Consider the following 26306-nt stretch of genomic DNA (forward strand, 5'->3'; position numbering starts at 1 on the left):
AGCGCGCCGGTTTTGCGCAGGTCGAGGAACGATGTTCTGGGTCACTCCCCGTTCGTTGCTATTCCCGTGAACGACGTCGACCGTACGGCCGGACCGCTTGGATTGCGACTGGCGCCGCGCCACCCGGTCGGCAACCGTATCGGGACCGGCGCGAGCGACCGTTCAGCGACGTTGGCGCCGAGGAGGTAAATCAGTTAAAACTAAATCAGGCGGAATTATTGTCCGCGATTTCAGGAGACGACATGTCCGAGGAGCATGTTGAGCGTCGGCTGGCGGCGATCCTGGCGGCTGATGTGGTCGGCTATAGCCGTCTTATGGAGGCCGACGAGGAGCACACGCTCAATCTCCTTCGGCAGCATCGACGGGAGTTCTTCGATCCGACCGTCACCAAGCACGGTGGGCGCATCTTTAAAGTGATGGGTGACGGCTTCCTGGTGGAGTTCGGCAGCGTAATCAATGCGGCGCGCTGCGCGGTCGAGATCCAACGCGGCATGTCCGAGCGGAATGCCGGCATCCCCGAGGCCCGGCATTTCAAGTTTCGCATTGGCATCAACCTTGGCGACATCATCGTCGACGGTGATGATTTCCATGGCGACGGCGTCAATCTTGCGGTGCGGCTGCAGGGGCTCGCAATACCCGGCGGCATCGCCTGCTCGGAAGTGGTGCGCCATGAGGTCGGCAACAAGCTGGGCGTCGACTTCGCCGATCAGGGCGCCAGGACCGTCAAGAACATTGCTCAGCCGGTGCACGTCTATTTCGCCAACTGGGACCAGGGCGTCTCGCAAGTCGAGACGCATATTGCAGTCGAGAGCGTCCAGACACTGGTGCGGTCCGACAAACCGTCGGTGGCGATCCTACCCTTCGCCAATCTGAGCAATGACCCCGACCAGCAGTATTTCAGCGACGGCATCACGGAAGATATCATAACCGACCTCTCGAACGTCTCCGGCCTGTTCGTGCTCAGCCGCAATACGGTGTTCGCCTTCAAGGGCAGGACCGACAAGATGGAACGCATCGTCAGGGAACTTGGCGTCGGCTACATTGTCGAGGGCAGCGTCCGCAAGGCGGGAAACCGGGTCAGGATCAATGCCGAGCTGATCGAGGGCGCCACGGACGGACACGTCTGGGCTGCCCGCTTCGACCGCGACCTCACCGACATCTTCGCCGTGCAGGACGAAATCGCCAAGGCGGTCGTGGCGCAGCTCAGGGTCAGGCTCCTGCCCGAGGAGAAGAAGGCTATCGAGCTGGCACCGACGGACAGTGTCGAAGCCTATACGCATTATCTTCGAGGCCGCGATTACAGCCACATCGCGACCAGAGCGAACCACCTGATGGCCAGACAGAGCTATATCAGGGCCATCGAGCTTGATCCGGGATATGCCCGCGCCTATGCAGGCTTGGCGGTCTGTGACGTACGCCTTCAGTCGATCTACGGCTCCTCGATCCAGGTAGACGACATTCTCGCCACCGCCGACAAGACCCTGGCCCTGGACCCGAATCTGGCCGAGGCGCATTCAGCCAGGGGCTTTGCCCTGTCCCTCGCCGACCGCCGTTCCGAGGCCGCGGCGGCGTTCGAACAGGCTCTCACGCTCGACCCCAACTGCCACGAGGCCAACCGCTACTATGCCGAGTTCTGCGTGACCGGCGGCCAGTTCGAGCTCGCCGCGACGTATTTCCTGCGCGCGATGGAGATCAAACCGACCGACTACGGCGCACCGGTCATGCTGGTGAACGTCTTCCGCACTCTCGGCCAACAGAACGACGCGGAGCTTTATGCGCGGATCGCATTGGAGAGAGCGGAAGAGGAACTCCGTCTGCATCCGGAGAACGCCAATTGTGCCTGCCTGGGGGCGATCGTGCTGGCCTTCCTTGGTGAACGCGACAGGGCCGCGAAGTGGCTTGGCCGGTCTCTGGAAATCGACCCTAGCGATATCAACGTCCAATACAACGCCGCTTGTACCTATGCGTTGCTGGGGGAATTCGAACGTTCGATCGACCTTTTGGAAGTGTGGCTGCCGCAGGCTGGCGCCGAGATGAGACTCTGGTTCAGGAACGATTCCGATTTCGCCTCTGTTCACAGTCATCCCCGCTACCAGAAGTTGCTCCAGCTCCTGCAGTAGCGATGCGCATTGTTCTTGGGGCAATTTTGTTGCCGACAATCAAGAACCGTCCTTCAGGAAGAATTAACCTGACAAACCAACGCCCTCGCCATCTCACGGATATTATGGTATGTTACTAATATAACCGAGAGGTGGGGGAATGGGTACCCGGTTCAGGCTGTTTGTTCAGCCTCCGTTCGAAGACCCTACGTCAAGCCCTGAGATCATTGCGGTTTCTTCCCCGCGAGGCAGCGTCGGACCTGGCCCGTCCGACGATCGTATGTATGTCGTCGAGCCGGTCGGCAAGACGCGGCCCTATGGCGTCAACCACGGCCCGTTGGGCACGCCCGTTATCTCCCTGCCGCCCTGGACGCGAGCGATCCTCGATCCGGCCGTTCCCGATGAGGAAGGCAATTTCGATCATTATCAGCCCTCGACGCCCGGCTTCGAAGCAGCCCACGCGTTCGGGTGCGCGCGCTTCACCCTAGACGTTTGGGAGCGTTACATCGGCCAGCCGCTCACCTGGCATTTCCACGATCACTACGATCGCCTGGAAATCTCGATCCTACCGGGTTGGGACAACGCCCAATACGGCTATGGCTTCCTTGAGCTCGGCAGCCAATTCGTGAAGGACGGACGCACGCTCCCGTTCAGCCTCGACTTCGATATTATCGCGCACGAGGTTGGCCATGCATTCGTCTACAGCGTCCTTGGCATACCGGACCCGGGCGCTGAGTTCCCCGAATATCTGGGCTTTCAGGAGGCCTTTTCGGACTGCGTTTCGTTGATCGCGGCCATGCATTTTCCCTCCGTGATCGATAATGTCCTGACGGTGACGCGTGGGAATCTCTACATCGCCAACCAACTCTCTCGCTTCTCGGAATTCTCGCCGCACCGCCAGATACGCGAGGCCAACAACAAACTGACGATGGCCGACTTTGCGGACGGCTGGACCGACGAGCATGCACTGTCACAACCTCTCACGGGCGCCGTCTTCGACATTCTGGTCGATGTCTTTCACGAGAGCTTGGTGGCTCGAGGACTGATCTCGCCGGAGGCCGAAAATCTTGCCGACCTCGCCGAGATCGATCCGGCCGCCGAGCTGCCGATCCAGGAAGTCTTTGACCGCGATTTCGCTCGCAATCCGGAAGGCTTCGTCGAAGCGCTGCTCGACGCGCGGGATATCGTGGGTACCTATCTCGCCGAGACCCTTTGGGCTCTCGCCCCGGATTTCCTGGACTACGGTGACGTGGCGAGAACGATGCTCGCGGTCGACGACAGCATGACCGGAGGAGAACTATCGAGGATCATCTTCCGGGATTTCGACCGAAGAGGGATTTTTCGCTACCGTGCCGGGCCTCGCCTGACGAAGCCAAACCGAAAGAGCCATGTTCATGAGGGCCGAACCGCCCGTCCACTGGACCAGGCGCACCTGCCGGACATGAGCTATTTCGAGAAATATTGGATGTCCAGAAGTGGCGCCGATCTTTGATCGACATACAGATGATGGGGGTGATCCATGACCACTGAAACCATTCTAAATACCTCAGCCATACATTTGTTCGGTAGAGTTCTTGAAGATTTGAAGCTCAAGAAGAGGGTCGATGGGGGACGGCCTCCAAGGCTTGGCAACAATAGATTCCTGCAGAACCAGATCGACGCTTCCGGTAGCCTGCTAGCAAGGATCTATGCGTTCACCTTTGAAGCGCAGTTCTACGAGCTGGCCCGACCGACCATACTTCTTGTCCATGGGCCTGGCACTGTCGTTGATTATCCGGCCCCGGGGGACACCGATCTCAAGGTCATGAGCCGCGGTCCAAGCGACCCTGCCTATACCGGACTGTCATCGCAGATAGGCTCGTTCGCGCGCGGAATGCAGGTCTGGGTCTACGACAAGAGTGACCTGACAATGCGGCTGGAACTCGACACCGGAACGCTCGAAGATGTCCTGTTGAGTGCGGAGCTGGACCCGCGTTCGTTTGGTCGATCGGGCGGAGCAATGGGCAGATCCGGCGGTGCGATGGGGCGATCTGGCGGCGCCATGGGCAGGTCTGGCGGTGCGATGGGACGGTCCGGTGGCGCCATGAACCGCGGCGGGCGCGGCGATATGGACTAGCGTTTTCGATCGTTAATTGAGAAGGCCGAAGGGAGATGGGCCATGGCGAGAGTAGATATAGTACGTGTCGATACACCTGAAGGGAATGCTGTAAGAGGCGGAGATCCGGTTACGGTCAGTGTGACGGTAGCCCCAGACCGTGGTTGGTTTAACGACACGGAATACCTGGTAATTGACTTTATCGATGCTGGCACTTTAAAGAGCGAGCCATATCTAGTGGTATTCGACAACGACGTAACCATCGAAGATACGACGACAATTACCTTTAAAGTTAAAGCACAAGACGGGGCTTCACCCGGGGAATACTATGTTCGCATCAAGAATGAAACTTTCGAGGAAACCATCATAAGCGGCTCTGAGGATGGAACCATCACTGTGTCCCTGAAGTTGGTCACTTCCAAGCAAAAAAGCTGTGACTAGCCGTAAAGTCACAAGTCACATCGGTATCAACGGCTCTGCCCTCATGCCGGCGAAATCTTGCCGGGGTTCATGATGTCCGCGGGCCAAGCATCTGCTTGATCATGCGGCTTCCGCGGCGGCCTCCCCCAAGTCTTTCAGCTCGCTCCTTGTTACGAACGAACCTCGGCTCCCGGAAGGCCGTTCGACTTTGGGCGTTCTTGAGAGCCCCAACCATGAGCGCCAGAAATCAGCCCTTCGCCCCCTCCGCCTTGCGGACCGACGCCTGGTGCACCAGCGAGGTCCAGCTGTTGGTCGAGGCGAGGTGGCAATAGAGCAGGCCGAGCGCACCTGACTTTCTGAGGTCGAGAAAGGCCTCGTCGCTCAATTTGTTGAAGGCCGCTTCGTCGATCACCTGGAAATCGGTGAGGTTGAGCACTTCGCCGCCTTCCAGCGTCACCTTGCTCTGGCGCGGCGAAAACAGGCCGTGGGCGTCGATCTTGTCGACCATCTCGCGGGTAGCCCTGAAGTCGATCTGGAACTGGTTGCAGAAGGCGAGCGCCTGCTTGGTGGCCTCGGTCGGTTCGTTGCCGCTGAAGAACGGCAGCACCTTGTCGTCACGGAACGGTGCCACGAGCTGGTCGACGACGCGCTCGCTCGCCCGGTCGACGCACAGCGTCAGCCGGCCGGCCGACGTCGGGTCCTCGGCCAGGATGAAGGGATAGCGGCGGACATAGGCCGGGATGTAATGCGGCGCGTTCCACATGCCGTCGGCATCGACGAACAGGTTTTCGTCCTGGCGCACGCCGGTGATGATGACAGGCGCCTTGCCGGCGCCGATGAAGACGATCGGATAGGAGCGCATCGCCGCCGGCATCTCCGACGCCACCACCGGAATGGCGTGCGCCGAGCGCGCGAAGGAAAAATCGCTGCGCGCGGTCAGCCCCAGCGAGCCGTGCCGGATCGGGTTGAGCGCCTCTGGCCTCGTATAGAACAACGGCATGGCGTCGCCCCCCTTTGCCGGCGCCGTCCCTGTTTTCGCACCACTCTCAGCCATCGTCCGTCCTTTTCTCCCGCAAGCCGGTCAAAGCCGGCCAATCCGCGTCCGGCTTCGCTGCCGAAGCCCTGTCTTGTCACGCCAGGCGCGTATCGAAACAAAGTACTACAGCGTCGCCGGCACGCGTAAAAGGACATGGGCTGCCGTATTTTGCGGTTTGCGGCGGTGAATTGTCTTGGGCGCCGAGCGCTTCGCGCGATGGCGCACAATCCCAGGAAAGTGTTCGACGTTCTTCCGTCCTGGACTCCGGAAATAATGAGTTCTGGACAGCTCGCGGCGAAGCGGCGACAGTGCCGCGCAAACGGCTTTGAGGCGAGCGCAATGGCGGCGGCGGCGGATTTCGAACAGGCGATCGGGCAGGCGTTCATCATCGAGACCACAGGCGGGCGTATCTCGCTCGAACTGAGCGCCGTCAACCGTATCGCGGCCAGCCCGCGCCCGGGCGGCGGTTTTTCCCTGCTGTTCCGGGGACCGCGCGGGATCTCGCTGCCGCAGGCGACCTACAGCCTTGCCGGCACCAGCGGGGTCCACGACATCTTCATCGTGCCGGTTGCGGCCGACGCGGCCGGCCGGACCTACGAAGCGGTGTTCAATTAACGCCGGTTTTGAGCTGCAGGGCCGAAAGCGACAATCTTAGCCGTCGGCGCCGCCCCTCACTGTCCTGCCGGACATCTCTCCCCGTAAACGGGGCGAGAGCGGCTGGCCGCAACGCCGGCGCATTTTCTGCAACGCTTGTGATTGGCGAAAGCGGCGATGACAGCGCCCCTCGCCCCGTTTACGGGGAGAGGATGCCGGCAGGCAGGTGAGGGGCAGCGCCAACCAACGATCATGGATCCGCCGGCGCGCAAGCCATCAAATCGTAGACGCCCTTGTCCTCGACGACGACAAAGCCGAGATCGACATAGAGCCGCCTTGCTGGGTTGTTCTTCTCGACATGGATCGACGTCGATTTGCCGGCTAACCATGCCTCGTTGATGAGGTCCCACAGCAACGCTGAGCCGTAGCCCTTGCGGCGATGGGCGGGCAAAAAAGCGATGTCGATGATGCGGTGTTGGCTTGGCCAGCGCTCGACATAGAGCCGGCCGATGTCTTGCCCGGCATGGCTCACCACGAGCCAGTCGGCCTGCGGATAGTGCTTGTGGTAGTGCGCGTGCTGCGCCTGGAACTGCATGTCGAGAAAGGCGGCCTTCTGCGCCTCGCTCCAGTCCGTCACGGCGAGCTCTTCCATGCGGGTCGAGGCATAGAGCCGCGACAGGAAGGCAATGTCCGCCTCCGCGGCGGCACGGAAAGCGAGTCCGGCCTGCCGTGACCGGGACCACGCCGGAGCGGGATAGACCAAAGCCACGCCGCTTGCGGTCAACGTCAGACCGGCGGCGTCAGGTCGCGCACCACCGCGATCTGCTTGAGGTTGCCGGTGGCCAGAGCCGTCCAGCTCCACTCCCATTCGGAACTGTCCATGGCCATCTGGTTGATCGTCCACAGACCATTGGTCCCATCGTTCGTGATCATCATGCTGAACAAGGCAAGGCGACCATCGGCATTGTAGTCGAGCGACAGCCGTGTGTTAGCGCCGGAGGCGCTGAAATCACGCCATCCAGACCAGTTTTGGGTGGCCGCGTCGTATTGGGCGTTGAACGAGTGGACATGCTGCTGGTCGGAGGCGACCAGCATGATGTCACCGTCCCCCTGGATGCCGGCGCAGAGCGTGTATCTGGGAACCCTGCTGTAGCCGGGCGTCGCCCAGTTCGTCCAGGTGTCGGAGCCCGCCGGCAGTTGCTTGGTATGCAGGACCTGGCCCGGCTGCGTCATGGCAAAAAGATTGGTGGCGCCCATCGGGCCGACGATCGGCGCCATTTCCGTGAAAGGATAGCCGGCGTCGATCTGCACCCATGGCGTCCAGTCGGCCACCGTCAGCGCTTGGGCCTTGGCCTGCTGGCAGCGATAGAGATGAAGGGCTGAGTTGATGCCGAAGAGCGCAATGCGGCCGTCCGCCTGGCGCAGCGCCGTGACCGCCACGAGCTGGCCGGTCAGTTGTATCCAGGCGCTCCAGGGCTGTGCGGGCGGCCTGAGCTCGTCGACGGTGACGACGATCGGCGTCGTGGTGCCGGGCGGCGTGATGGTTTTCTGCACCTGAACGATCACGTCCGGGTTCTGGTAGATCCACCAGATGCGGCCCTGATTGTCGGTGAGGAAGATTTCGACGCGGCCGTCAGCGTCGCGCGCCATCGAGAGTTTCTGGTAGCTTGTTGCGCCGGGCGGGGCGCCGATGCCGACCGGCGGATTCCATTTTTCGACCGGGCCGACCTGGTTGGCGTCCTCCGTGATGAAAGACAGGTTGGTGGTGCCGGTCGGTTGGGCCACCACGGCGACGCGCCCGTCCTTGGTCAGGCCTGCGGTCATGATCACCCAGGCGCCGGCGGCGATGGGAGACCATGCGGCAGGCCACGCCCCGTTGGGCGCGACTTGAGCCTTCTGGATCAGCCGTCCCGCCGCGGAATCGATGCCGACGACCATCAGCCGCGACAGTTCGAAGAACGACACGCCTGGCACGTGCCCGGTTGGCGCCGCATGGGAGGGTAAGTGAGCGTCTTCGTTAGCCATGGTAACGGCCCCGCCTTGTTGGCTCGAAAATCAGGTTCTCGGTGGGAACACGCCCTGCAGGGCGATGCAGAAATTGCAGGTGAGATAAGGCTGCAGATTGTTGTGCGGCTGGTCACCGCCGGCAGGCGCGAGCATGTTGTCGTTCATTGGCGTCAGCGCGGGTATCGGCGTCCCTGGAACATAGGCGAAAGCGCCACCCGACTTGCCGAGAATTCTCGACGGGCTGGGCACCTGGACGTCGGCGACGTCCTGGGTTCCGACCATAACGTTGTGCGCATGGATCGGTATTTCGCTTTGGAGCAGCGTCACCGTCTCCGAGCCGCTACTCTCCCCGAGATCGTGCAGTGACAGACCAGGTCCCTGACCGGGGTGCATTGGCGCGCTGCCCTGGAGATTGGGCAGCGCGAAGTTCGACTTGCCGTCGCCGCCATAAGTCGTGCCGAGCAACGAGAACAACGCCGTGTTCTGCGACAGCGGCAAAATCTGCCCGTCGCACAGCGCCCAGCCCTTGGGCGCGAAATTGAACGGGAAAATGCGGATTTCCGCAACGAACGGATCGGCCATGACGGTCCTCTCAGGTCTGCGACGGGAAAATGCCGAACAGCGAGATGATGAAGTTGATGCATAGATACGGCTGGAAATTGCTATGCGGCTGGCTGCCGCCGACGGGTGACACCATGGTCGCGGCCATCGGGCCATCGGGCGCTTGGCCATCGATGTACATGAAGATCGTCCCCGTCGTCTGGTCGAGGACATTCCCGCCCGGATTGGTCCCGGTTCCGGTTTGGCCCGATGCCAGCATGGGATGCGAGTGAGCCGGGATCTGCTGGATCGACAGCGTGATTTCCTCCGCGCCGCCGGTCTCGGCCAGGGTGAAGCCGTTGCCCTGATGGAGCGGTAGCCGGCCACGCAGGTCGGGCAGCGCGAAAGTGCTTTCGCCGTCGCCGCCATAGGTGGTGCCGATCAGTTGGAACAGCGTCTCGTTTTCCGAGATAGGCAGCAGTTGTCCTTCGCAGAGCATCCACCCGGCCGGCGCGAAATTGCCGGCAAACATGCGAACTTCGCCAACATAGGGTTGTGCCATGATCGCGTTTCCTCAGGTCTGCGACGGGAAAATGCCCTGCAGGGCGATGCAGAAGTTCAACGTCAGGAAAGGCTGCATATTGAGGTGCGCCTGCGAACCGCCAACATTGGCGATGCTGGCAGGGTGCAACGAGGTCAGGCTGGTAGCCTGCGCATAGCCATTGTTGAAAGCCCCCAGGAAATTCCCGGAGTTCAGGGGCACCGTGCCGTTGGCGTTCGTCGCTCTCGCCTGGTGAACATGGGTCGGCAATTCCGCAATCGACAGCGTGTGGGATTGCTCGCCGCCCCGCCCGCCGAGGTCATGCCCGTTGCCGGCATGGATCGGGACCCTGCCCCGGAAATCCGGCAAGCCGAAATTTACCCGGCCGTCGCCGCCAAAGGTCGTGCCGAGCAGCGAAAACAGAGCCTGGTTCTGATTTATGGGAAGCAGTTGGCCGTCACAGAACGCCCACCCCTTGGGCGGGAAACCGAAGGACATGATGCGGATTTCGGACAGAAACGGCTCTGACATGCGATACCCTCCCACTGCCGCTTCGGACTATACACGTCACGAATTATAAGTCTACTGGCAATACTTATTCCGGATAAATTTTCATAAATATCCACCGGATCGCTTACTAGCAACTTCAAGTATATTGTTAACTATATACTTTACAAGCCTCGGTTGAGGCGTATGTAAGAATCGAGTTCGTCGCCCGTTCAGACTATGGCGTCGAATAGAAGCCCGCCGTACCACCGGAGCCGATCGTGACACTGACGGTGCCGCTGTTGATGGCTTGCACATAGCTCATGACAGCCGCGGCATCGGTTGCCGCGCCCGCGTAAGCCGCGGCGCCGCCATGCAAGCCAACATGGACATCGAACCGCGTGCGGAGACGGATGTCTGTGCCACCATTGGCACCCGAACCTGTGAAATTGTTGGCCAGGCCGCCAGCACCGCCGAGGGTCAGCGAGACCGTCTGGGCGTCTCCAGCAACCGTGCCGGCGTTCAGTTCGAAACCGTGGTTGCCGAATGTGCCTGGATTGCTGGCGGTGTTGCCTTGTACCACGGCCGTCAGCTTCTGGTTGCTGCCATCGACCGCATCACCCGTCTGCAGCAGAATGCCATCATTGTTGTACTGATAGAGCAGGTTGTTGGTGATCGTCACGCTGGAATCGGCGCCGCCCAACGTGACGAAGCCGATATCGCTGCCCTGGGCCGATCCGCTGTTCGCCACGCCGGCGACGCCGATCGTGTTCGAATCGATCGTGCCGTTGAACGAGCTGGCGCCGGAGCCGGTGCTGATGCCCAGAGCCGTGCCCAGCGCATCGCGCATCGTATTGTGGGCGATGTTGAAGGTCAGGTTCGCCACGTCGCCGGCGCCGCCCGAACTGATCGTGATGCCGCCGCCGCCCGAGACGATGTTCTGGTTGTTGTTCGACAGCGTGTTGCCGAGCGCTCCAGTGGCGCCGCCGAACACCAGATCCGACTGGACGTTGCCGTGCAGATCAAGCTGGAACAGGTCGCCGCGCGCGGAGGTGAATGTCGAGCTCTGGACGGTCGCGTTGAAGACGCCGTTCGTCGCCTGGAACACCAGCGCGTCGCCTGACGAGTTTCCTGCGGCGGCGTTGGTCGCGAAGGTCGAACCGGTGATGGTGATCCGGTTGAGAGTCTCGCCATTGTTGTTAAAGACGTGGAATGCGTCCAGCGCCGCGCCGGTGAAGGTGGAATTCGAAACCGTAGCGGTGCCCTTGAGGCCGGTGAAATAGGCATTGCCTTCGCCGACGCCGGCAACGCTGGTGCCATTGCTGCCGTTGATGATCGTATGGTCCAGCGTGAAGCCGGTGACGTTGTTGCCCAGAATGCCGTAATTCTGGAAGTCGTTCATCTGCAGGCCGTTGAGCTGCACATCCGTCGTGCCGTTCAGGTAGATGCCGACGCCTTGCGCGGTGCTGCCATCCGCGCCTGTCTTGCTGGAGATGACGCCGCCGCCGGAGGCGCCGACCGTTGCACCATTGCCGGTCACATGCAGGCCACCCAGGGCACCCGTGGTGTCGAGGATAATGCCGGTGGCACTGCCGCCGCTGGAACTGATGCGCTGGAACGTCAGGTCGCTCGCACCGACCGTCGTGTTGGCGACGTTGAGTGCTGTGGCCGTGCCCGAGCTGATCACGCTGCCAGTGCCGGTCGCACTCACGGTGCCGCCGCCCGTTGCGCTGAAGCCGGCGACGTTCGAGCCGGTCAGCGTCAGCGTGTTGGTGAAATTGATCGTCGATCCGCCGTTGCTGGAAAGCGCTATGCCGGCGCTGGAGCCGGTTGCCGACACCGTGCCGCTGAAGGTGGCCGTGCCGCCGGTGCGGCCTGCGATGCTGATGACGTTGCCGACGGCGCTCGTCTTGGCGATCGACCCGCCATAGGTGATGGCCGCGGTGCCGCCGCTGACATCAAACGCGGTGCCCGAGGCGCCGCTCAGCGCACCGGTGCCCAGGTTCACCGTGCCCGTGACGTTGGTCAGGGCGACATTGTTGACGCCGCCGCCCGAAGTGGTCGAGGTGAAATTGATGCCGGCCGCGATGCCGTTGAGGTTGATCGCTTGGGCGGCACTCGCGCTGATCGAGCCGGTGGTGACATTGACCGTCCCGCCATTGGTCGCGGTGAAGGCCGTGTTGGAGCCGCCCGTTGTGACCACGAGGTTGGCGAAGCTAACGGTCGAGGCCTGGCCGCCATTGTTGATCGAGACGGCGGCGCCGGTGGCATTATTGTGGGTGACGGCGCCGGTGAAGCTGACTGTGTTGGCTGCTGTCGCGCCGGAGATGACGACGCCGCTGGCGCCGATGTTCGACGTCACCGCGCCGGCAAAGCCGAAGCTGCCGCCGGTGCGGTTGGTGATGCTGACCGCGGTGCCGATAACGCTGGTGACCGAGCTCGTGCTGTCGAAGCCGAACGCCGCATTGCCGCCGATCACGGACAGGCCGCTGCCGCCCGTGGTATCGACATTGGTGGCGGTGACCGTTCCTGAGGCCGCGCCGAACTTGATGCCGGTCGCGGCCGAGGCCGCGATGAGGGAGACATTGGTCAGCGTCGTCGTGCCGGTTGCGCCGGCGCCGAAGTCGATGTCGGCGGCCGTGACGTTCCTGATCGTCATGTTGCTGATCGTGGCATTCGCCGTCGCGCCGCTGATGCCGATCGCGGCATTCACGCCCGCGCCGTCGTCGCCGTTGATGGTAAAGCCGTCGATGATGTTGCCGCTGGCCGAAAGCGTGATGACGCTGCTGCCATCGGCGCTTGTCAGCGTGGTGGTGCCGCCCGGCGTCTGATCGGCGATGGAGATGGTGTTGCTGGCCAGCTGGATCGTCGACGGCACCGTCAGCGCCAGGTTGATGTTGCCATTGTCGAAGCCGCGCACCTGCTGGCCGGTCAGCAGGTTCAGCGTGTCGTTGCCATTGGTGCCCTGTGCGGTGATGGTGCCGCCATCGTTGACGAGGACGATGATGTCCGTTGCGGCCGCGTTGAATTCGGCGTCGGCCAGCGTCGCCAGATTATTCTGGTCGCGGCCGCTGCCGTCGCCGGTCGACGCCGCGCCGACGAAATAAACCTTGCCGACACCGAAGCCGAGGCCAGGCGTGGCCTGGAAGTTCACATCCTTGAAATTGTAGGTGCCCGCGGCCGGCGCGACGGAAGCGTCGATGCCGACACTGGCACTGATGGTCGACAACTGGTCGGCGGTATCGCCGTCGCCAAAGGTGAAGGCGACGTTCGTCGTGCCGTTCAGGAACACGCCGGTGTTGACGCCCGCGATGCTCGAACTGTTGCCGGCGAGGTTCGCATCGCCGAGCCGCACCGTCTGGCCGCCGGTGGCGCCTCGCAGGTCGACGCCGATCGAGGTGCCGGCGGCGGCGGCATTGGTGACGTCGAAATCGTTGGCCGTGATCGCCGCGTTGATCGTCGAACCGTTGAGGTCGAAAGCCACGGCCGCGTTATCGTTCAGGCCGATGTCGAGACCGGTGAAGGAAAGCGCCGCACCCTGCGTGCCGGTGACGTCGACGCCGCGAGAGGTGATGCCCTGCAGACTGACCGTGCCGAGCGCTATGGCGCCGCCGCCCGAGGAGGCGACATTGGCCAGCGAAATGCCGGTCGTGGCGCTGGTGGTGGATACCGAGGAGAAGTTGAGCCCCGCCGCGCCGATCGTGATGCCGCTGAGGTTCAGTGCGGTGCCGCCGCTGGTGGTGGCGATCGTGTTGCCGCTTCCGCCGGCGGTAACAGTGCCGGCGCCCGTGGCGCTGAACCCCGTGCCCGCCGCCGTGGTGATCGCCAGCCCACCGGCGCCGAAATTGATCGCCACAGGGGCGCTGTTGCCGCTGATCGCGACGCCCGCGCCGGTCGAGCTCATAGCGATGGTATAGCTTGCGCCGTTGATGTTGAAGGTGCCGCCGGTGTTGTTGACTATCGTAATGCCGGAACCCGCACCGGTGAAATTGTTGGATGCCCCCGAGGCGGTCACGGTGCCGCCGGTATTGTTGTTCAGGTAGATACCGTTGCCATTGGACGTCAGGTTGCCGCTCAGCGAGACGAGCCCGGCCCCGGCCAATCGGTTCTGGACTTCAAGGGCTGTGCCGGCGGTGGCCGACATGGTGGCGCTGCCCGAATAGCTGACTGCCGCCGTGCCGCCGCTCACGATGAACGAGACAGCCGCGGCGCCGGTCAGCGCGCCCGAACCAAGGTTAACCGTGCCGCTGGTGTTGACAAGGTTCACATTGGTGCTGCCGCCGGCGGACGAGGTCGAATCCAGGGCGATGGTTGCAGAGACGTTGGACAAGGCGATCGCCGTGCCGCTGGTTGAATTCACGCTTTCGGTGCCGCCAGTGGCGGTGATGCCCATCGTGGCGCCACCCCCTCCGGAAATGCCGACGCCGGTCGTGGTATCGATCGTTACGCCGCCGGTGAAGCTGGTCGTGCCGCCGGTCTGCGTAAGGCCCGCGCCGCTCGTCGTGTCGATGTCGGCGAAGCCGGTGACGTTGAGCGTACCACTGGCCCAACCGATGCCGCCGCCGGTCGACAGTACGTTGTTCACCGTCACCGTGTTGAAGTTGAAGGTGCCGGCATTGGTGTTTATCGCGCTGATGCCGGCGTCCGCCATGCCGGAGATGTTGGTGGCGCCGGTGACGGTGAAGGTCCCGGCGACGCCGTCGAAGATAATGCCGCTCGCGCCGCCGGTCGCGATGACGCTGCCGATCGTCATGCCAACCGTCAACGGGTCGAGATCGATGGCGGTGCCACTGGTGGTGTCGACCGAGCCGCCGCTGCTGTTGAGCGCAAAAGTGGTGGCTGGCGGACCCTTGGCATCGACCAGCAGGCCGGTGCCGTTGTTGTTGAAGACAGTGAACGTGCCGAGATCAAGCGTGCCGCTGGTGCCGGTCAGGCTGAGGCCGTTGCCCTGCACCCTCGCGGCTGTCGTGCCGATGTCGAGCGTACCCACCGAGACGGTGCCGCCGGCGCCGGTCGAATCGAAGGTGACATTGCTGAAGGCGAGGCCGCCGCCGGTACCGCCGGTGACCGTGTTGCCGGCAAAAGATCTGACAGCGATCGAATTCTGCGTGGCGCTGATGTTCTGGCCGGCAAAGGATGCGGCCAGCGCGGTTCCGGTCGATTGCAGCGTGTTTCCGTCGATCGACGCCAGCAGAGTGTTGGCCGGCGCGCCAGTGGTCGCGAAGTCGAGCGCCCGGCCGCCTGCGGCGATGTCGTTGTTCCAGATGAAGAAACTGGAGGCTGCTGTCGCGTTGACCGAAATGCCTGCGCCGGTGCTGGTGTTGCGGATGATGAGATTGTCGACGCCGCCGCTAAAGATGCCCGAGCCTGATGTCGCCAGGTTGATCACCGAGGTGGCGTTGTTGCTCTGCAGGATCGGCCGCAGCGAATCGATGCCGCCCGGCGCCGAGACGATCGGCGAGTTCTGCACGGTGGTGAAATGGAACGCTGCGCCGGCGCCGCCGCTGGTGTCGACGCCAAGCTGCGAGACATCGACGGCGGCATCGCCGCTCTTGAAGGCGAGCAGCACCTGGCCGTCATCGAGCTGGAACGTGGTTCCGGCGAGGTCGATCGTCGACTGGCTGCCGCCGGTGGTCTGGTCGATCAGCACGATGACATTGGCGGTGGTGGACGCCTGGGCGCCAGCATAGCTGCCCGGATTGGCGAGGCTGCCGTCGCCGGTGCCGCCTTCGGTGACGTAGTAGACGCTGATCGACGACAGGTTCGAAATGTCGCCGGTGAAATTGACGTCGTTGAAATTGTAGTCGCCATTGGTCGGCAAGCTATCGGTGGCGTGGATGACCTGACCGCCGGTGGTGGCGATCGACGATTCAGCCGGACCCTGGCCGTCGCCGAAGACCAGCTTGGCGTTGGTTGCGCTGGAGAACTGCACGCCATAGCCGACATTGGCGATGGTCGAGGTCTGGCCACTCGGACCGGGGTTGTTGTTGACGAGGTCGCCGAGCTGGATCGTGCCGGTGCCGGTCGTGCCGGCCATGTCGATGCCGATCGTGCCGGCGAAGCTGCCGCCATCGACGTCGAAATCGCCAGCCGTGATGTTGCTGGCGCCGAGCGCGGCGCCGCTGAGGTCGAGGCCGATCGCGTTGGTGGCGCCGAGCCCGATGTTGAGGCTGGTGAAATCAAGCGTCGAGCCGATCGTGCCGGAAATGTCGACGCCACGCGAGGTGATGCCTTCCAGGTCGACCGCGCCGAGGCTGACGGCGCCGCCGCTGACATTGTTCAGCGCAATGCCGGTCGCCGCCCCGGCGACCGTGATGGAATCGAAGGTGACGCCGCCGGCGCCGATCGTCGCGCCGTCGAGGTTGAGCGCGGTGCCGGTCGCGGTGGTGATGGTGTTGCCGGTGTCGCTGACACTGACCGTGCCGGCGGAGGCTACATGGAAGCCCGTTGCGGTCGTTGTCTTAATGGCAAGGCCGCCATTGCTGAAGTCGACCGTGCCGTTCGGATTGCCGGTCAGGCTGACGCCGTCGGTCGCGCCCGAGTCGATCTGCTTGGTCGTGCCGGAGAAGGTGACCGTCGCCGCCGTGCCGTTGTCGATGCCGGCAACGACGATATTGCCGCCGGCGCCTGTGAGGCCGTCCGCCAAATTGCCCGACAGCGTCACCGAGCCGCCGGTCAGTTCCTGGATCGAAACCGCCGCGCCCGTGCCGTTGCTGGCGATGGTGCCGCCATAGGAGATAACGGCGTTGCCGCCGCTCTGATCGGTCGCCGAGCCGACATTGAAGGACGTGCCCGCGCCGGTGTTGGTCAGCGTGCCGGTGCCGAAAGCGGCTGTGCCGCTGAGAGCCTGCAGGTCGATGCCGTTGCCCGAGCCGAACGTGGCGTTGGTCGAGGCGAAGTTGATACCAGCGGTGATGCCGTCGAGCGCCGCCGCTTGGGCGCCCGTGGCGCTGATCGTGCCCGTCGTTACATTGACCGTGCCGCCGCCGGTGGCGGTGAAAGCCGTCGCGCCATTGGTGGTGATGTCCACATCCGCGAAGGTAATGGTGGAGCCGGTGTTGTTGGTCAGCGAAACGCCGTTGCCGCCGATGGCCGCCTTGTCGGTAAAATTGACCAGGCCGCCGGTGCGGTTGGAGATCGTGACACCGCCGCCGGTCAGCGTGCCGGCCGGGCCGCTGTTGGGCAAATTGCCGCGCGTGAGCGTGATGTTGCCATTGCCGCCATCGGCGGCGAGCAGCGTGCCGGCGACGTTGACGTTGTTGTTGGTGATCGACACGTTGGTGGTGAGGCCGTCGACCTTGAAGGCGGTCTGGCCAACGGCGACATTGCTGACCGTGACGCCGTCAACGACGATGCCGCCGGCATTGCCGAAGCCGACCGCGCTCTCGTCGATGAGGAAGACCGAGCCGCTGCCGCCGCTGAAGTCGAAAGCGGTGTTCTTCACCTGATTGCTGCCGAGCAGGTGCAGGGTATCGCTGCCCGTGCTCTTGACCACGCCCTCGTCGCCGGTGACGTTGCCGCCGGTTGCCCCGAGATTGCCCTGGACGTTGATCGGCTGGACCGTGCCGGAGGTGAGGATCGAGTTGCCGTTGCCGAAGCCGGTGATCGACTGGCCCGAATCGAGCGTGAACGGCGTGCCGCTGAGATCGACCGTGCCGACAAAGGCGAAGACCACACCGCTGCCGCTCATGGCGTCGGCGGCGGTCACCGAAATGGTGCTCACATCCGCGCTCAGCCCATCCGTGCCGGCGGCGATGACGCCGCCGTTCTGCGAGACCATGATGGTCCCACCAACCGCGCTGGCCAGATGCGCGCTGCCGGTGAAGGCGACATCGTTGAAATTGTAATTGCCGAGCGCCGGATTGAGCCCGATGGTGTTGACCGTGTAGCCGCCGGCTGCCGCACTGATGGAGGACTGCAGGCCATTGCCCGCATTGCCGTCGCCGAAGGTGAAGTTGGCATTGGCCGATGTCGCCGTGGTGCCGCCCGACGACAGTTCGACGCCGACGCCGACATTGGAAATGCTGGAGCCGGCCTGGAAGGTGATGGTCTTGTCGGCTTGCGTCGACGACAGGTCGATGCCGCGCGAGGTCAGGTCGCCGTTGCCGGTGATGGTGGTGACGCCGAAATCGGCCGTGGTCGATGAACCGCTGAAGTCGATGCCGGTCTGGTTGGCGCCGACATTGCCGATGGTCGTGGTGCCAAAGGTCACACCGCCATTGGTGCCGCTGAAATTGACGCCAGCGGTGTTGGCGCCAGAACCGAGCGTCACATTCGTTGTGCCGAAAGTCACCAGGCCGGGATTGCCGCCGATGTCGATGCCATTGCCTCCAGCACCCGATACCGTCACCGCGCCGAAGTGGGCTTCAGCGTTTACGTTCGAGACGGAGACGCCATTGCCGGTCGCGTTGGTGACCGTCAATGGCGCCGTCGCGTTGAAGGACGAATCGATGCCAAGGCCGGCGATCACCGCGCCGCCGCCACCGCTGGCCGTCAACGCCGAGCCGGTGAAGCTGATCGCGCCCACCGTCGGAGCCGTGGTCGAGCCGATTGCGAAAAGGTTGCCGGTAGAGGTCGAGGTGACCGCGCCGGTGAAGGCAACCGAACCACCGGTGATGCCGTCGATCTTGACTGCCGTGCCGGGCGTGCCAGCCGAGCTGTTGATGGTCGCGCCGATGGTGATCGCGGCGGTGCCGCCGGAGACGACGACGCCATCGCCCGTGCCGCTGTTGGTGATGGTGCCGCCGATGCCGATCGTGCCGGTGTTGTTGGTCAGGCTGACATCGGCGCCGGCGATATTCGTGGTGACGAGATTGTTGACGCTGACGGTCGCGGCACTGTTTTGAACCAGCAAGCCGGGGCCTCCGCCGACCACCGTGTCGATCTTCGTCGTGCCGTTGAAGCTGTAGACGCCGCTGGCGACCTTGTTGAGGCTGATGGCGACGCCGCTGATACGGTACAGGTCGACGCCACCAAAGGTGACGTTGCCGCCGCTGGTGTTGCTGATGGCGATGCCGGTCGAAGCTCCCCCGCCGGAGCCATCCACGGTGACGCTGGAGAAGTTCACCCCGGCAGTCCCGATCGTCATGCCGGCGATCTGGATGCCCTTCTCGTCCGGTCCGAGACCGGTCGCTACCGTGTTGCCGGAGCCAGTTACCGTCAGCGTACCGCCATTGACGGCGCTGAAGGCGAAGCCGCCATCCGCGGTCAGGTCGAGCCCGCCGGTGAAGTTGATCGTGCCGCCGGTGTTGCCGGTCAGGTCGATCGCATTGGCCGCGCCGGTGCTGGCGGTGATCGTGCCGCCGAAGGTGGCGGTGCCGCCGGTCATGTTGGAGATTGTCACCGCGCTTGCGGCAGCGGTCTGATTGATGGTGCCGTTGAAGGTGACGTTGGGCGTGGAGCTGCTGATCGAGAAGGCGTTGCTGCTCGTGCCGGTGATGGAACTGCCGGCCCCGAAAGTCAGGGTTCCACTCGAGTCGTTGACGATAGAGACGCCTATGCCGCCGCCGGTAATATCGAGGTCGTCGAAAGTGGCGGTGCCATCGAAATTCTTGGCGGACAGCCCGACATTGGTGGCATTGCCGATCGTCGTGTTGCCGGTGAAATTGACGGTCGCGCTCGAGGCGACAAGCTCGATGCCGGTTTGGCTCGCATTCTGGACATTGAGATCGTGGACCGAAACCGTGCCGGTCACGCTGCCGAGGAAAAGACCTGTGTCGACATTGCTGAGGGTCACGCCCTGGATCGTCAGGCCGTTGATCAAGGTTGCGTTGATGCCCGCGTCGCTGCCGCCCGAAATGTTGAAGTCGAGTAGCGAATTGCCGTTGGCCACTGTCACGACACCGCCGGAGCCGGAATTGGTCAGCGTCGCCGCGCCGCCGCCCGGATCCGAAACGACCTGGTCGTGCTGGACATTGTTGCCGGTGATGTTGACCGGAATGCCGCCGAGCGAGAAGGAGCGGCCATTGCCGAACGAGGCCAGCGTCTGGCCGTCGCTGAGCGAGAAGCCTCCGGCCGCATCGATGGGAGATCCTTCGTTGACCAGCACGAAGATCGCATTGTTCTGGGTGTTGGCGTCGGCCAGGTTGATCGCGAGCAGGCTCGATGTCGAAGAACCGTCACCCGACGAGCCGACGCCGCCGACGAAGATCACATTCTGCTGGTCGAACAGCTGCGGGCCGCTGAAGGTGGTCGAGCCGAACGCGTAGTGGCCGAGCATCTGGTTGAGGCCGCGCGCGTCGAGCGAAGCGGTGCTGCCGGCAATCGAACCGCCGCCAAAGCTGAATTCGGCATTGGCCGAATGGGCCAGCGAGCCCGCTATGCCGAAGCGCACACCGGTGTCGACACCCGAAATGGAACCGCCATTGGTGATGATGATCGAGGCGCCGCCGGTGGTGTCGGCGAGGTCGATGCCGATGGTGCCGGCGGCGCCCGGGCCGGTGATGTTGAGCGACTGCGCGGTGAAATTGGTCTGGCTGCCGGAGAAGTCGAGACCAGTATGGCCGAGACCCAGCCCGGAGATGACGATGTTGCCGGCAACCACAGCCGCGTTGACGCCGGAAAACACCATGCCGTCGCCGCCGGGCGTCGCGATGCTGATGTCGCCGAAGCGGATTGTCGCCGGCGAATCCGTGATCTGGATCGCCGCTCCGGTCGTGTTGGAAATCGTCGTCGAACCGTTGACGGTGAAGCTGCCCGAGACGTGGTCGAGCACCACGCCCGACGTGCCGCCGGTCTGGCTGATCGAATCCAGCACCACATGCGCGGTGATCGGGTCGATGTAGACGCCGACGCCGCCATTGCCGGAGATAGTGCCGCCGGTGGTGGTGAAACTGCCGCCGCTCGACGTGCCCTGCACGGTGATGCCGCGGTCGGTATTATCAAGCGCATTGACCGTCGCGAAGGTGTAGGTGCCCTGGCCGGTGATATCGAGGCCGTCGTCGAGATTGCCCGACAGCAGCGTCGTGCCGGTGAAATTATAGGTGCCGTTGTCCTCGATATGCAGGCCGTCGAGACCGTTATTCGTGGACGTGAAATCGGACGCCTTGACGTTGGTCGAATTGCCGGTGAACTCGGCGCCGTTGCCGCCGGCGCCCGTCACCGTGACCTTGGTCAGCGTCGTGCCGGTGACGTTGTTGCCGAGGATGCCGTCGGCGCCGCCGGTGATGGTGATGCCGTTCAGCGTGTTGCCGGTGCCGAGCGTGATGACGTTGTTGGCGACGTTGGTGCCCTGGATCGTGCCGTCGCTGCCGCCCAGATTGAAGGTGGCGGTGCCGCCGCCGGACAGTTTCGCGGTGACGCTTTGGCCACCGCCGATCACGGTCTGGCCAGTGGCAAGTGTCACGCCGGCAGTCGTCAGATTGCCACTGCCACCCAGGGCAACGACAAAACCGCCATTGCCGGCCTTGGTGACCGCGTCGTCCAGTGTCGTCGGGTCGGCCAACGTACCCGCACCGGCCAGGCCGCCATCGGCGAAGTAGAATTTTCCGAAGGCGGCATTGGTGGCGGCGTTGATGGCGACGCGCGTCGTCGAGCCGCCGATCTTGTCCTGCGACTGGACCCTGACGCCGATATCGCCGCGCACCCGCTCGTTGACGCGCTTGCGCAGGCCTTCGCTGACCGGATAGACCGGGTCCGTGCCGATGGCCCCGGTAGTGTCCGAGCCATGGCCGGGGTTGAACGGGATGTTCAGCCGCACGCTGCCGGCGAACTGGGTGTCGTCACGATTGTCGTTGCGCACCTCGCCGGTGAAGGTCAGCGACGTTCCGGTGCCGAAGACATCACCGATCTCATATTCGATGCCGGCCTTGGCGCCGGTGACGCTGCCGTCATCGCCGTGCGGATCCTCGAAATGATAACCGCCAATATCCAGCCGCAGCGAATGCTTGTCGGGCAGGTTGACCGGAACCTGGGCGCCGATCTCGCCTTCGATGCCCCAGGCCGCGTAATCGCGATGGTCGAGCACCGAGATCTGCTCGATCAGCTGGTTGGAGACCATCGACAGGGTTGAGCTGGTCGAGTGGTCGGTCGAGTCGCCCTTGATCGGCACGAAGACGTTCACATGCGCGTCGAAATTCGGCGTGATCGCCTCGACGCCCAGCGTGCCGCCGGTGAACTGGGTGCCGCCGTAGCTCTCGGCATTGAAATAGGCGTAGCCGCCGAGCATCAGGTCCGGGTTGACGATGCGGCGGATGCCGAGGCCGATATCCTGGCCGAAGGCATCCTTGAAATCGTGCTTGGCCCGGACATCCAGGAACAGCACCGATTCGGCGGTCTGCTTGATCGGGATGAAGCCTTCGAGCGCAGCGTTGCCGCCATTGTTGTCGGCGCCGATAATGGCCCGGATCTGCGGCTGCCAGAGACCGGCATCGTCGCCATAGGCAGCCGCGCCCGAGAGCGCCAGTGCCAGCGACGTAAGCGCCGTCGTCTTCCAGAGATGCCTGGCAATGCTCGAACGGCGATAGCCGGCGCGCAGGTGGAAACCCTCCCCACGCGCCGCCATCCCACCAACTTGCCGAGACTTCTCGGTAGTTCCCATCCCCTGGCGAGCCCTTCTGGGACTACACGTCCCGCGTGCCGATATTTACTGGAATTCTATTGTATAGCGAGTCCCTAAAGATCCGGCTGCTGTGGTCGTCCGCCAAAGTTCTTCCCTGTGGCAATATGGACACAGTAAATTTGCCGGCTTGCTTGGCTGGACTCACGGCTTCCAGGCCGGGTTGGAGTGTTGTATCAAGCCGTACTGCGGGAATACCAGCCGGGGCACAAGGAATATGACAGTTGCTTTAGCGCGAGCTAATATTTCAGGCTTGGCCGTAGGTATTGTCACTCTGTGGCTCATCCTGTCGGTCGCTGGACCCGTACGTGCCGAGGACGCCGCCAAGCCGGCCCAGCCCCAACCGGCCCAGTCAAAGCCGACCGACGCCAATCCCTGGGCGGTGAACTGCTCCAGCGGCTCGGCGAACACCGAGCTTCAATGCCAGCTGTCGCAGAACCTGACAGAGGCCAAGACAGGACAGCGCGTGCTCACCGTGACGGTGCGCCGCGACAATGCCAATGGCAGCCTCGCCATGCTGCTCGCTTTGCCGCACGGCCTGTTCCTGCCGTCCGGCGCCAGCTATCAGGTCGACCAGGGGCAAAAGACCACCATCGCCATCCAGACCAGCGACCAGAACGGCGCCTATGCCGCCACCCCGCTGCCGCCGGAACTGGTCAAGGCGATGAAATCGGGAACCAATCTGAACGTCGGCATGGAATCCGTCACCCGCAAGCCGGTCACCATCCCGGTGTCGCTGGCCGGCTTCACCGCCGCGCTTACCAAGCTGGAATCGATCAAGTAGCCCTTGTCGGCCGCTTGATTGTCCGTACCCTTAATGCTCCGTTGCCGGTTCAGGCATATGGAGAAATTTCATGACGGGCTTTGTCGACCGCCAGCGCGCCTCGCATTTAATGCAACGCGCCGGCATCGCGGCGCTGGTGCTCTGCGCGCCCGAGGCCTTCCATTATGCGACCGGCGCGTCGATCGGCCCGGCCGGCCTGTTCCGGCGCGCCGGCGCCGGCTTCGTCGTCATCCCCGCCCGTCAGGACCTGCCGATCGGCGTCGTGGTCGCGGACTTCAACGCGGCGCAGCTGCGGACCTCGGCGCCCGAAATGGTTGTGCGTTCGCACCCGATCTGGATCGAATCCGCGCCGGTCGAGACAGGGCCTCACAGCCTTCCTCTGGCGGAGCGTATCGAGGCTGGCCTGGCTTCGCTCGACCGCGCGCCGGATTTCTCGCGGCCCGCCACTTTCGATCTCGCCGGCTCGGTGCGCCAGCTGCAAGCCATGCTTCTCGATTTCGGGCTGGGGCGCGCCACGCTCGGCCTCGACCTCGACTTCATTACCGCCGCCGATTTTGCCGTCATCCGGGCGTTGTTGCCGAACTGCCCCGTCGTCGACGGCTCGCCCGTGCTGGACCGGCTGCGCGCCGTCAAGTCGCAGCGCGAGATCGACCTCCTGCGGCAAGGCATCCTCCTGTCCGAGGCCGGCCTGGAGCGGTTGCAGGTCGATGCCATGGCCGGCATGCGCCAGGGCGACCTCGTCGCGCTCTACCGGCAAGGCGTCGCCACGGCGGCGGCCGGGCTTTCGCATCCGGTCATCACGGCCGAATATGTGACGCTCGGCGCCCAGGCTAAGGGCGCGGACGCCGGGGCCGTGGCTGGCGATCCGCTGAAATGCGACATGGTCTGCACGGTTGGCGGCTACGCCTCCGACATGTCGCGCAACTTCACCTTCGGCCCGCCTTCTGCCGATCAGTCCGAACTGCACGCCATCGCCGAGCGCGCCTTCGAGGATGGCCTGGCCGAGCTTGTCCCCGGAAACACGCTCGCCCATGTGCATCGCGTCGCCACCAACAGCCTGGCGCGGCAAGGCCTGCGCTCCTACCGCCGCGGCCATTTCGGCCACGGCGTCGGCCAGTCGGTTTTTTCCGAACAATGGCCGTTCATCGCGGCCGGCAGCGATGTCGTGATCGAGCCAGGCATGGTGCTGGCCTTCGAGATCCCGCTCTACATCGACGGCCTCGCCAGTTTCAACCTCGAGGACCAGTTCCTGATCACGCCGGATGGACCGGTCGCAATGAACCGGCTGCCGAGGCGGCTGGAGAGAATTGGGTAGCGGTCCCTATCGCCGTTGGCACTCTACGGCGCCCCCCTCTGCCCTACCGGGCATCTCCCCCACGAGGGGGGAGATCGACTGTCGTAGCCGCCGTCGCCAATCTTCAACATGGCAAGAAGAGGAGCCGGCGCCGAAGCCGCCAATCTCCCCACCCGTGGGGGAGATGGCCGGCAGGCCAGAGGGGGGCGCCGTAGAGCGCGAACGCCGATGCTTAGGCCCTTGGCTGCTAAGCACTCACCGGCGGCCGCCTGTCCCTCCAAGGCATTTCCTCTTCGAGCTGCGCCGACGCCGCCAGCACTGTCGCCTCGTCGCCGTAGCGGCCGACCAGCTGCACGCCGATCGGCACGCCGCCTTTCGACCAGCCGAGCGGCAGCGAGATCGCTGGCTGGCCTGAAATGTTGAACGGGAAGGCAAAGACGGCGTCCGTCCATTTGGCGTTGTAGCGGTCGATGTCCGTCTCCGACATGTCGTAATAGCCGAACGGGCGCGGCAATTGCGTCAAGGTGGGCGTGACGAAAAGATCATGGCCATTGAGGTCGCCGACAATGTCGCGGCCGACCTGCCTGAGCTGCTCGACATCGCGGATGTGCCTGATGCCGCTGGTGGCGCGGCCGCGCTCGATGATCGCCCAGGTCACCGCCTCGACATCGCCTGCCCTTACCGGCCGGCCGATCACCGTTTCGAGATAGTCGAAGGTCGCCGCCGTCTGCACGCATGTCATGTTGGTGTAGGTCGTCCACACGCGGTTGGCATCGAGCGGCATGTCGTGCTCCTCGACATGATGGCCAAGCCGCTCAAGCGTCGCCACGGTGGCCAGCACCGTAGCCTTCACCTCCGGATCCATGGCCGTGCCATTGGGCGGCGTGACGGTGAAGCCGATGCGCAATCTTTTCGGCGCGCTCGCCGACAGGCTGAGCCAGGACGCATCCGGCACCGGCGGCGTGTAGGGGTCGCCGGGCAGCGCGCCGGCGACGGCGTCGAGATAGGCCGCCGTGTCGCGCACCGTGCGCGAGCAGCAGAGAAAATAGGCGCCGCCATACCAATAGTCGCCGAATGGCGCGAGGCTGACGCGGCCACGCGACGGCTTCAGACCCACAATGCCACAACAGGAGGCGGGAATGCGGATCGAGCCGGCGCCGTCGCTGGCTTCCGCGATCGGCACCATGCGCGAGGCGATGGCCGCCGCCGCGCCGCCGCTCGATCCGCCTGGCGTGATGCCTTCCTTCCACGGGTTCTTCGTCGTGCCGTAGAGTTTTGGCTCCGTCGTGATCGACCAGCCGTTTTCGGGCGCGTTCGACTTGCCGACCAGCACCAGTCCCGCCGCCTTCATGCGGCGAACGACTTCGGTGTCGAAGTCGGCGACGACGTCTTTCAGATAGAGGCAGGAATTGGTGTTCGGCGCGCCTGTCCAGGAGGAGGCCAGTTCCTTGAGCAGGAATGGTACGCCGGCAAAGGGAGCCGATCTGTCGACTGTGCGCGCCTGCGCGCGCGCCATGTCGTAGAGGCGGTGGATGACCGCGTTGAGCGACGGATTCAACCGCTCGACCAGCGTGATCGCCGCCTCGACCAGCTCCGCCGGCGAAACCTGGCCGCCACGCACCAGCGCGGCCAGGTCAAGCGCGTCTGAGTCAGCGTAGGTTTTCAACAGACTGTCGGTGATCATGTCTCTCTCCCAAATTTGCCAAGGCTGGCGCCGCCCCTCATCCGCCTGCCGGTGTCCAGCCGATAGATGGGTAACAGATTGAACCGGATACATAGGTAACAGTTCTCCCCCTATGCATCCGCCGCAGCGCCAAGCGGTTTGGTTGGCGCGGCGCTGCGGCGGACGAGCTT

At 63.7% G+C, this 26306-nt stretch carries 15 protein-coding genes; 7 read left to right on the top strand and 8 right to left on the bottom strand.

The annotated features are described in order from the left end of the window. The first annotated feature begins 242 nt into the window (after window positions 1-242). From EN804_RS33115 to EN804_RS33130, 4 genes are all read left to right on the top strand, one after another. Window positions 243-2120 carry an adenylate/guanylate cyclase domain-containing protein gene (locus tag EN804_RS33115; RefSeq protein ID WP_135922192.1) on the top strand — a complete coding sequence of 626 codons (1878 nt, stop codon included), beginning with the start codon at window positions 243-245 and terminating at the stop codon, window positions 2118-2120. Window positions 2121-2259: 139 nt separating this feature from the next. Next, window positions 2260-3591: a hypothetical protein gene (locus EN804_RS33120; RefSeq protein WP_135922182.1), complete on the top strand. Its 1332-nt coding sequence runs from the start codon at window positions 2260-2262 to the stop codon at window positions 3589-3591. A 27-nt stretch (window positions 3592-3618) separates the two neighbouring features. Beyond that, complete coding sequence (locus tag EN804_RS33125; RefSeq protein WP_127276719.1) at window positions 3619-4215, top strand: hypothetical protein; 597 nt, start codon at window positions 3619-3621, stop codon at window positions 4213-4215. Window positions 4216-4257: 42 nt separating this feature from the next. Next, complete coding sequence (locus EN804_RS33130) at window positions 4258-4635, top strand: hypothetical protein (RefSeq protein WP_135922183.1); 378 nt, start codon at window positions 4258-4260, stop codon at window positions 4633-4635. Between the two features lie 226 nt (window positions 4636-4861). Here EN804_RS33130 and EN804_RS33135 read toward each other — a convergent pair whose 3' ends face one another. Continuing rightward, window positions 4862-5668: a SapC family protein gene (locus EN804_RS33135; RefSeq protein WP_135918067.1), complete on the bottom strand. Its 807-nt coding sequence runs from the start codon at window positions 5666-5668 to the stop codon at window positions 4862-4864. A 321-nt stretch (window positions 5669-5989) separates the two neighbouring features. Between EN804_RS33135 and EN804_RS33140 the strand changes: the two genes are divergently transcribed. Beyond that, entirely contained in the window at window positions 5990-6265 is a 276-nt protein-coding gene (locus EN804_RS33140; protein ID WP_135922184.1) for a hypothetical protein, read from the top strand. A 229-nt stretch (window positions 6266-6494) separates the two neighbouring features. Here the strand turns inward: EN804_RS33140 and EN804_RS33145 are convergent, their stop codons facing one another. The 6 genes from EN804_RS33145 to EN804_RS33170 all read right to left on the bottom strand — a co-directional run bounded on the left by EN804_RS33145 (window position 6495) and on the right by EN804_RS33170 (window position 22320). Then, window positions 6495-7013 carry a GNAT family N-acetyltransferase gene (locus EN804_RS33145; RefSeq protein ID WP_246693520.1) on the bottom strand — a complete coding sequence of 173 codons (519 nt, stop codon included), beginning with the start codon at window positions 7011-7013 and terminating at the stop codon, window positions 6495-6497. A gap of 17 nt (window positions 7014-7030) precedes the next feature. Further along, the gene (locus EN804_RS33150; RefSeq protein ID WP_189524609.1) at window positions 7031-8269 is read right to left on the bottom strand and encodes a hypothetical protein; all 1239 of its coding nucleotides are present in this window, start codon (window positions 8267-8269) and stop codon (window positions 7031-7033) included. A 30-nt stretch (window positions 8270-8299) separates the two neighbouring features. Beyond that, entirely contained in the window at window positions 8300-8833 is a 534-nt protein-coding gene (locus EN804_RS33155; protein ID WP_135867719.1) for a tail fiber protein, read from the bottom strand. Window positions 8834-8843: 10 nt separating this feature from the next. Beyond that, window positions 8844-9353: a tail fiber protein gene (locus EN804_RS33160; protein WP_135867720.1), complete on the bottom strand. Its 510-nt coding sequence runs from the start codon at window positions 9351-9353 to the stop codon at window positions 8844-8846. A 12-nt stretch (window positions 9354-9365) separates the two neighbouring features. Beyond that, on the bottom strand, window positions 9366-9863 hold the full coding sequence (locus EN804_RS33165; RefSeq protein WP_135922186.1) for a tail fiber protein: 498 nt from the start codon (window positions 9861-9863) through the stop codon (window positions 9366-9368). 193 nt (window positions 9864-10056) lie between these two features. Further along, on the bottom strand, window positions 10057-22320 hold the full coding sequence (locus EN804_RS33170; protein ID WP_189524610.1) for a hypothetical protein: 12264 nt from the start codon (window positions 22318-22320) through the stop codon (window positions 10057-10059). 307 nt (window positions 22321-22627) lie between these two features. On the opposite strand from EN804_RS33170, the gene EN804_RS33175 reads away from it, so the two are divergent. Then, window positions 22628-23158, top strand: coding sequence for an invasion associated locus B family protein (locus tag EN804_RS33175; protein ID WP_246693521.1), 531 nt, complete (start codon window positions 22628-22630; stop codon window positions 23156-23158). A 70-nt stretch (window positions 23159-23228) separates the two neighbouring features. Further along, window positions 23229-24473, top strand: coding sequence for a Xaa-Pro peptidase family protein (locus EN804_RS33180; protein ID WP_135922188.1), 1245 nt, complete (start codon window positions 23229-23231; stop codon window positions 24471-24473). A 226-nt stretch (window positions 24474-24699) separates the two neighbouring features. Here the strand turns inward: EN804_RS33180 and EN804_RS33190 are convergent, their stop codons facing one another. Continuing rightward, window positions 24700-26136 (bottom strand): amidase, encoded by a 1437-nt coding sequence (locus EN804_RS33190; RefSeq protein ID WP_135922190.1) that lies wholly within the window; start codon window positions 26134-26136, stop codon window positions 24700-24702. Window positions 26137-26306 lie beyond the last annotated feature (170 nt).

This window comes from Mesorhizobium sp. M8A.F.Ca.ET.161.01.1.1, assembly GCF_004792105.1.
Taxonomy (GTDB): domain Bacteria; phylum Pseudomonadota; class Alphaproteobacteria; order Rhizobiales; family Rhizobiaceae; genus Mesorhizobium.

Coding starts and splice junctions, on each gene's coding strand:
- EN804_RS33115 (WP_135922192.1), top strand. CDS start 243: ATGTCCGAGGAGCATGTTGAGCGTCGGCTGGCGGCGATCCTGGCGGCT.
- EN804_RS33120 (WP_135922182.1), top strand. CDS start 2,260: ATGGGTACCCGGTTCAGGCTGTTTGTTCAGCCTCCGTTCGAAGACCCT.
- EN804_RS33125 (WP_127276719.1), top strand. CDS start 3,619: ATGACCACTGAAACCATTCTAAATACCTCAGCCATACATTTGTTCGGT.
- EN804_RS33130 (WP_135922183.1), top strand. CDS start 4,258: ATGGCGAGAGTAGATATAGTACGTGTCGATACACCTGAAGGGAATGCT.
- EN804_RS33135 (WP_135918067.1), bottom strand. CDS start 5,668: ATGGCTGAGAGTGGTGCGAAAACAGGGACGGCGCCGGCAAAGGGGGGC.
- EN804_RS33140 (WP_135922184.1), top strand. CDS start 5,990: ATGGCGGCGGCGGCGGATTTCGAACAGGCGATCGGGCAGGCGTTCATC.
- EN804_RS33150 (WP_189524609.1), bottom strand. CDS start 8,269: ATGGCTAACGAAGACGCTCACTTACCCTCCCATGCGGCGCCAACCGGG.
- EN804_RS33155 (WP_135867719.1), bottom strand. CDS start 8,833: ATGGCCGATCCGTTCGTTGCGGAAATCCGCATTTTCCCGTTCAATTTC.
- EN804_RS33160 (WP_135867720.1), bottom strand. CDS start 9,353: ATGGCACAACCCTATGTTGGCGAAGTTCGCATGTTTGCCGGCAATTTC.
- EN804_RS33165 (WP_135922186.1), bottom strand. CDS start 9,863: ATGTCAGAGCCGTTTCTGTCCGAAATCCGCATCATGTCCTTCGGTTTC.
- EN804_RS33170 (WP_189524610.1), bottom strand. CDS start 22,320: ATGGCGGCGCGTGGGGAGGGTTTCCACCTGCGCGCCGGCTATCGCCGT.
- EN804_RS33180 (WP_135922188.1), top strand. CDS start 23,229: ATGACGGGCTTTGTCGACCGCCAGCGCGCCTCGCATTTAATGCAACGC.
- EN804_RS33190 (WP_135922190.1), bottom strand. CDS start 26,136: ATGATCACCGACAGTCTGTTGAAAACCTACGCTGACTCAGACGCGCTT.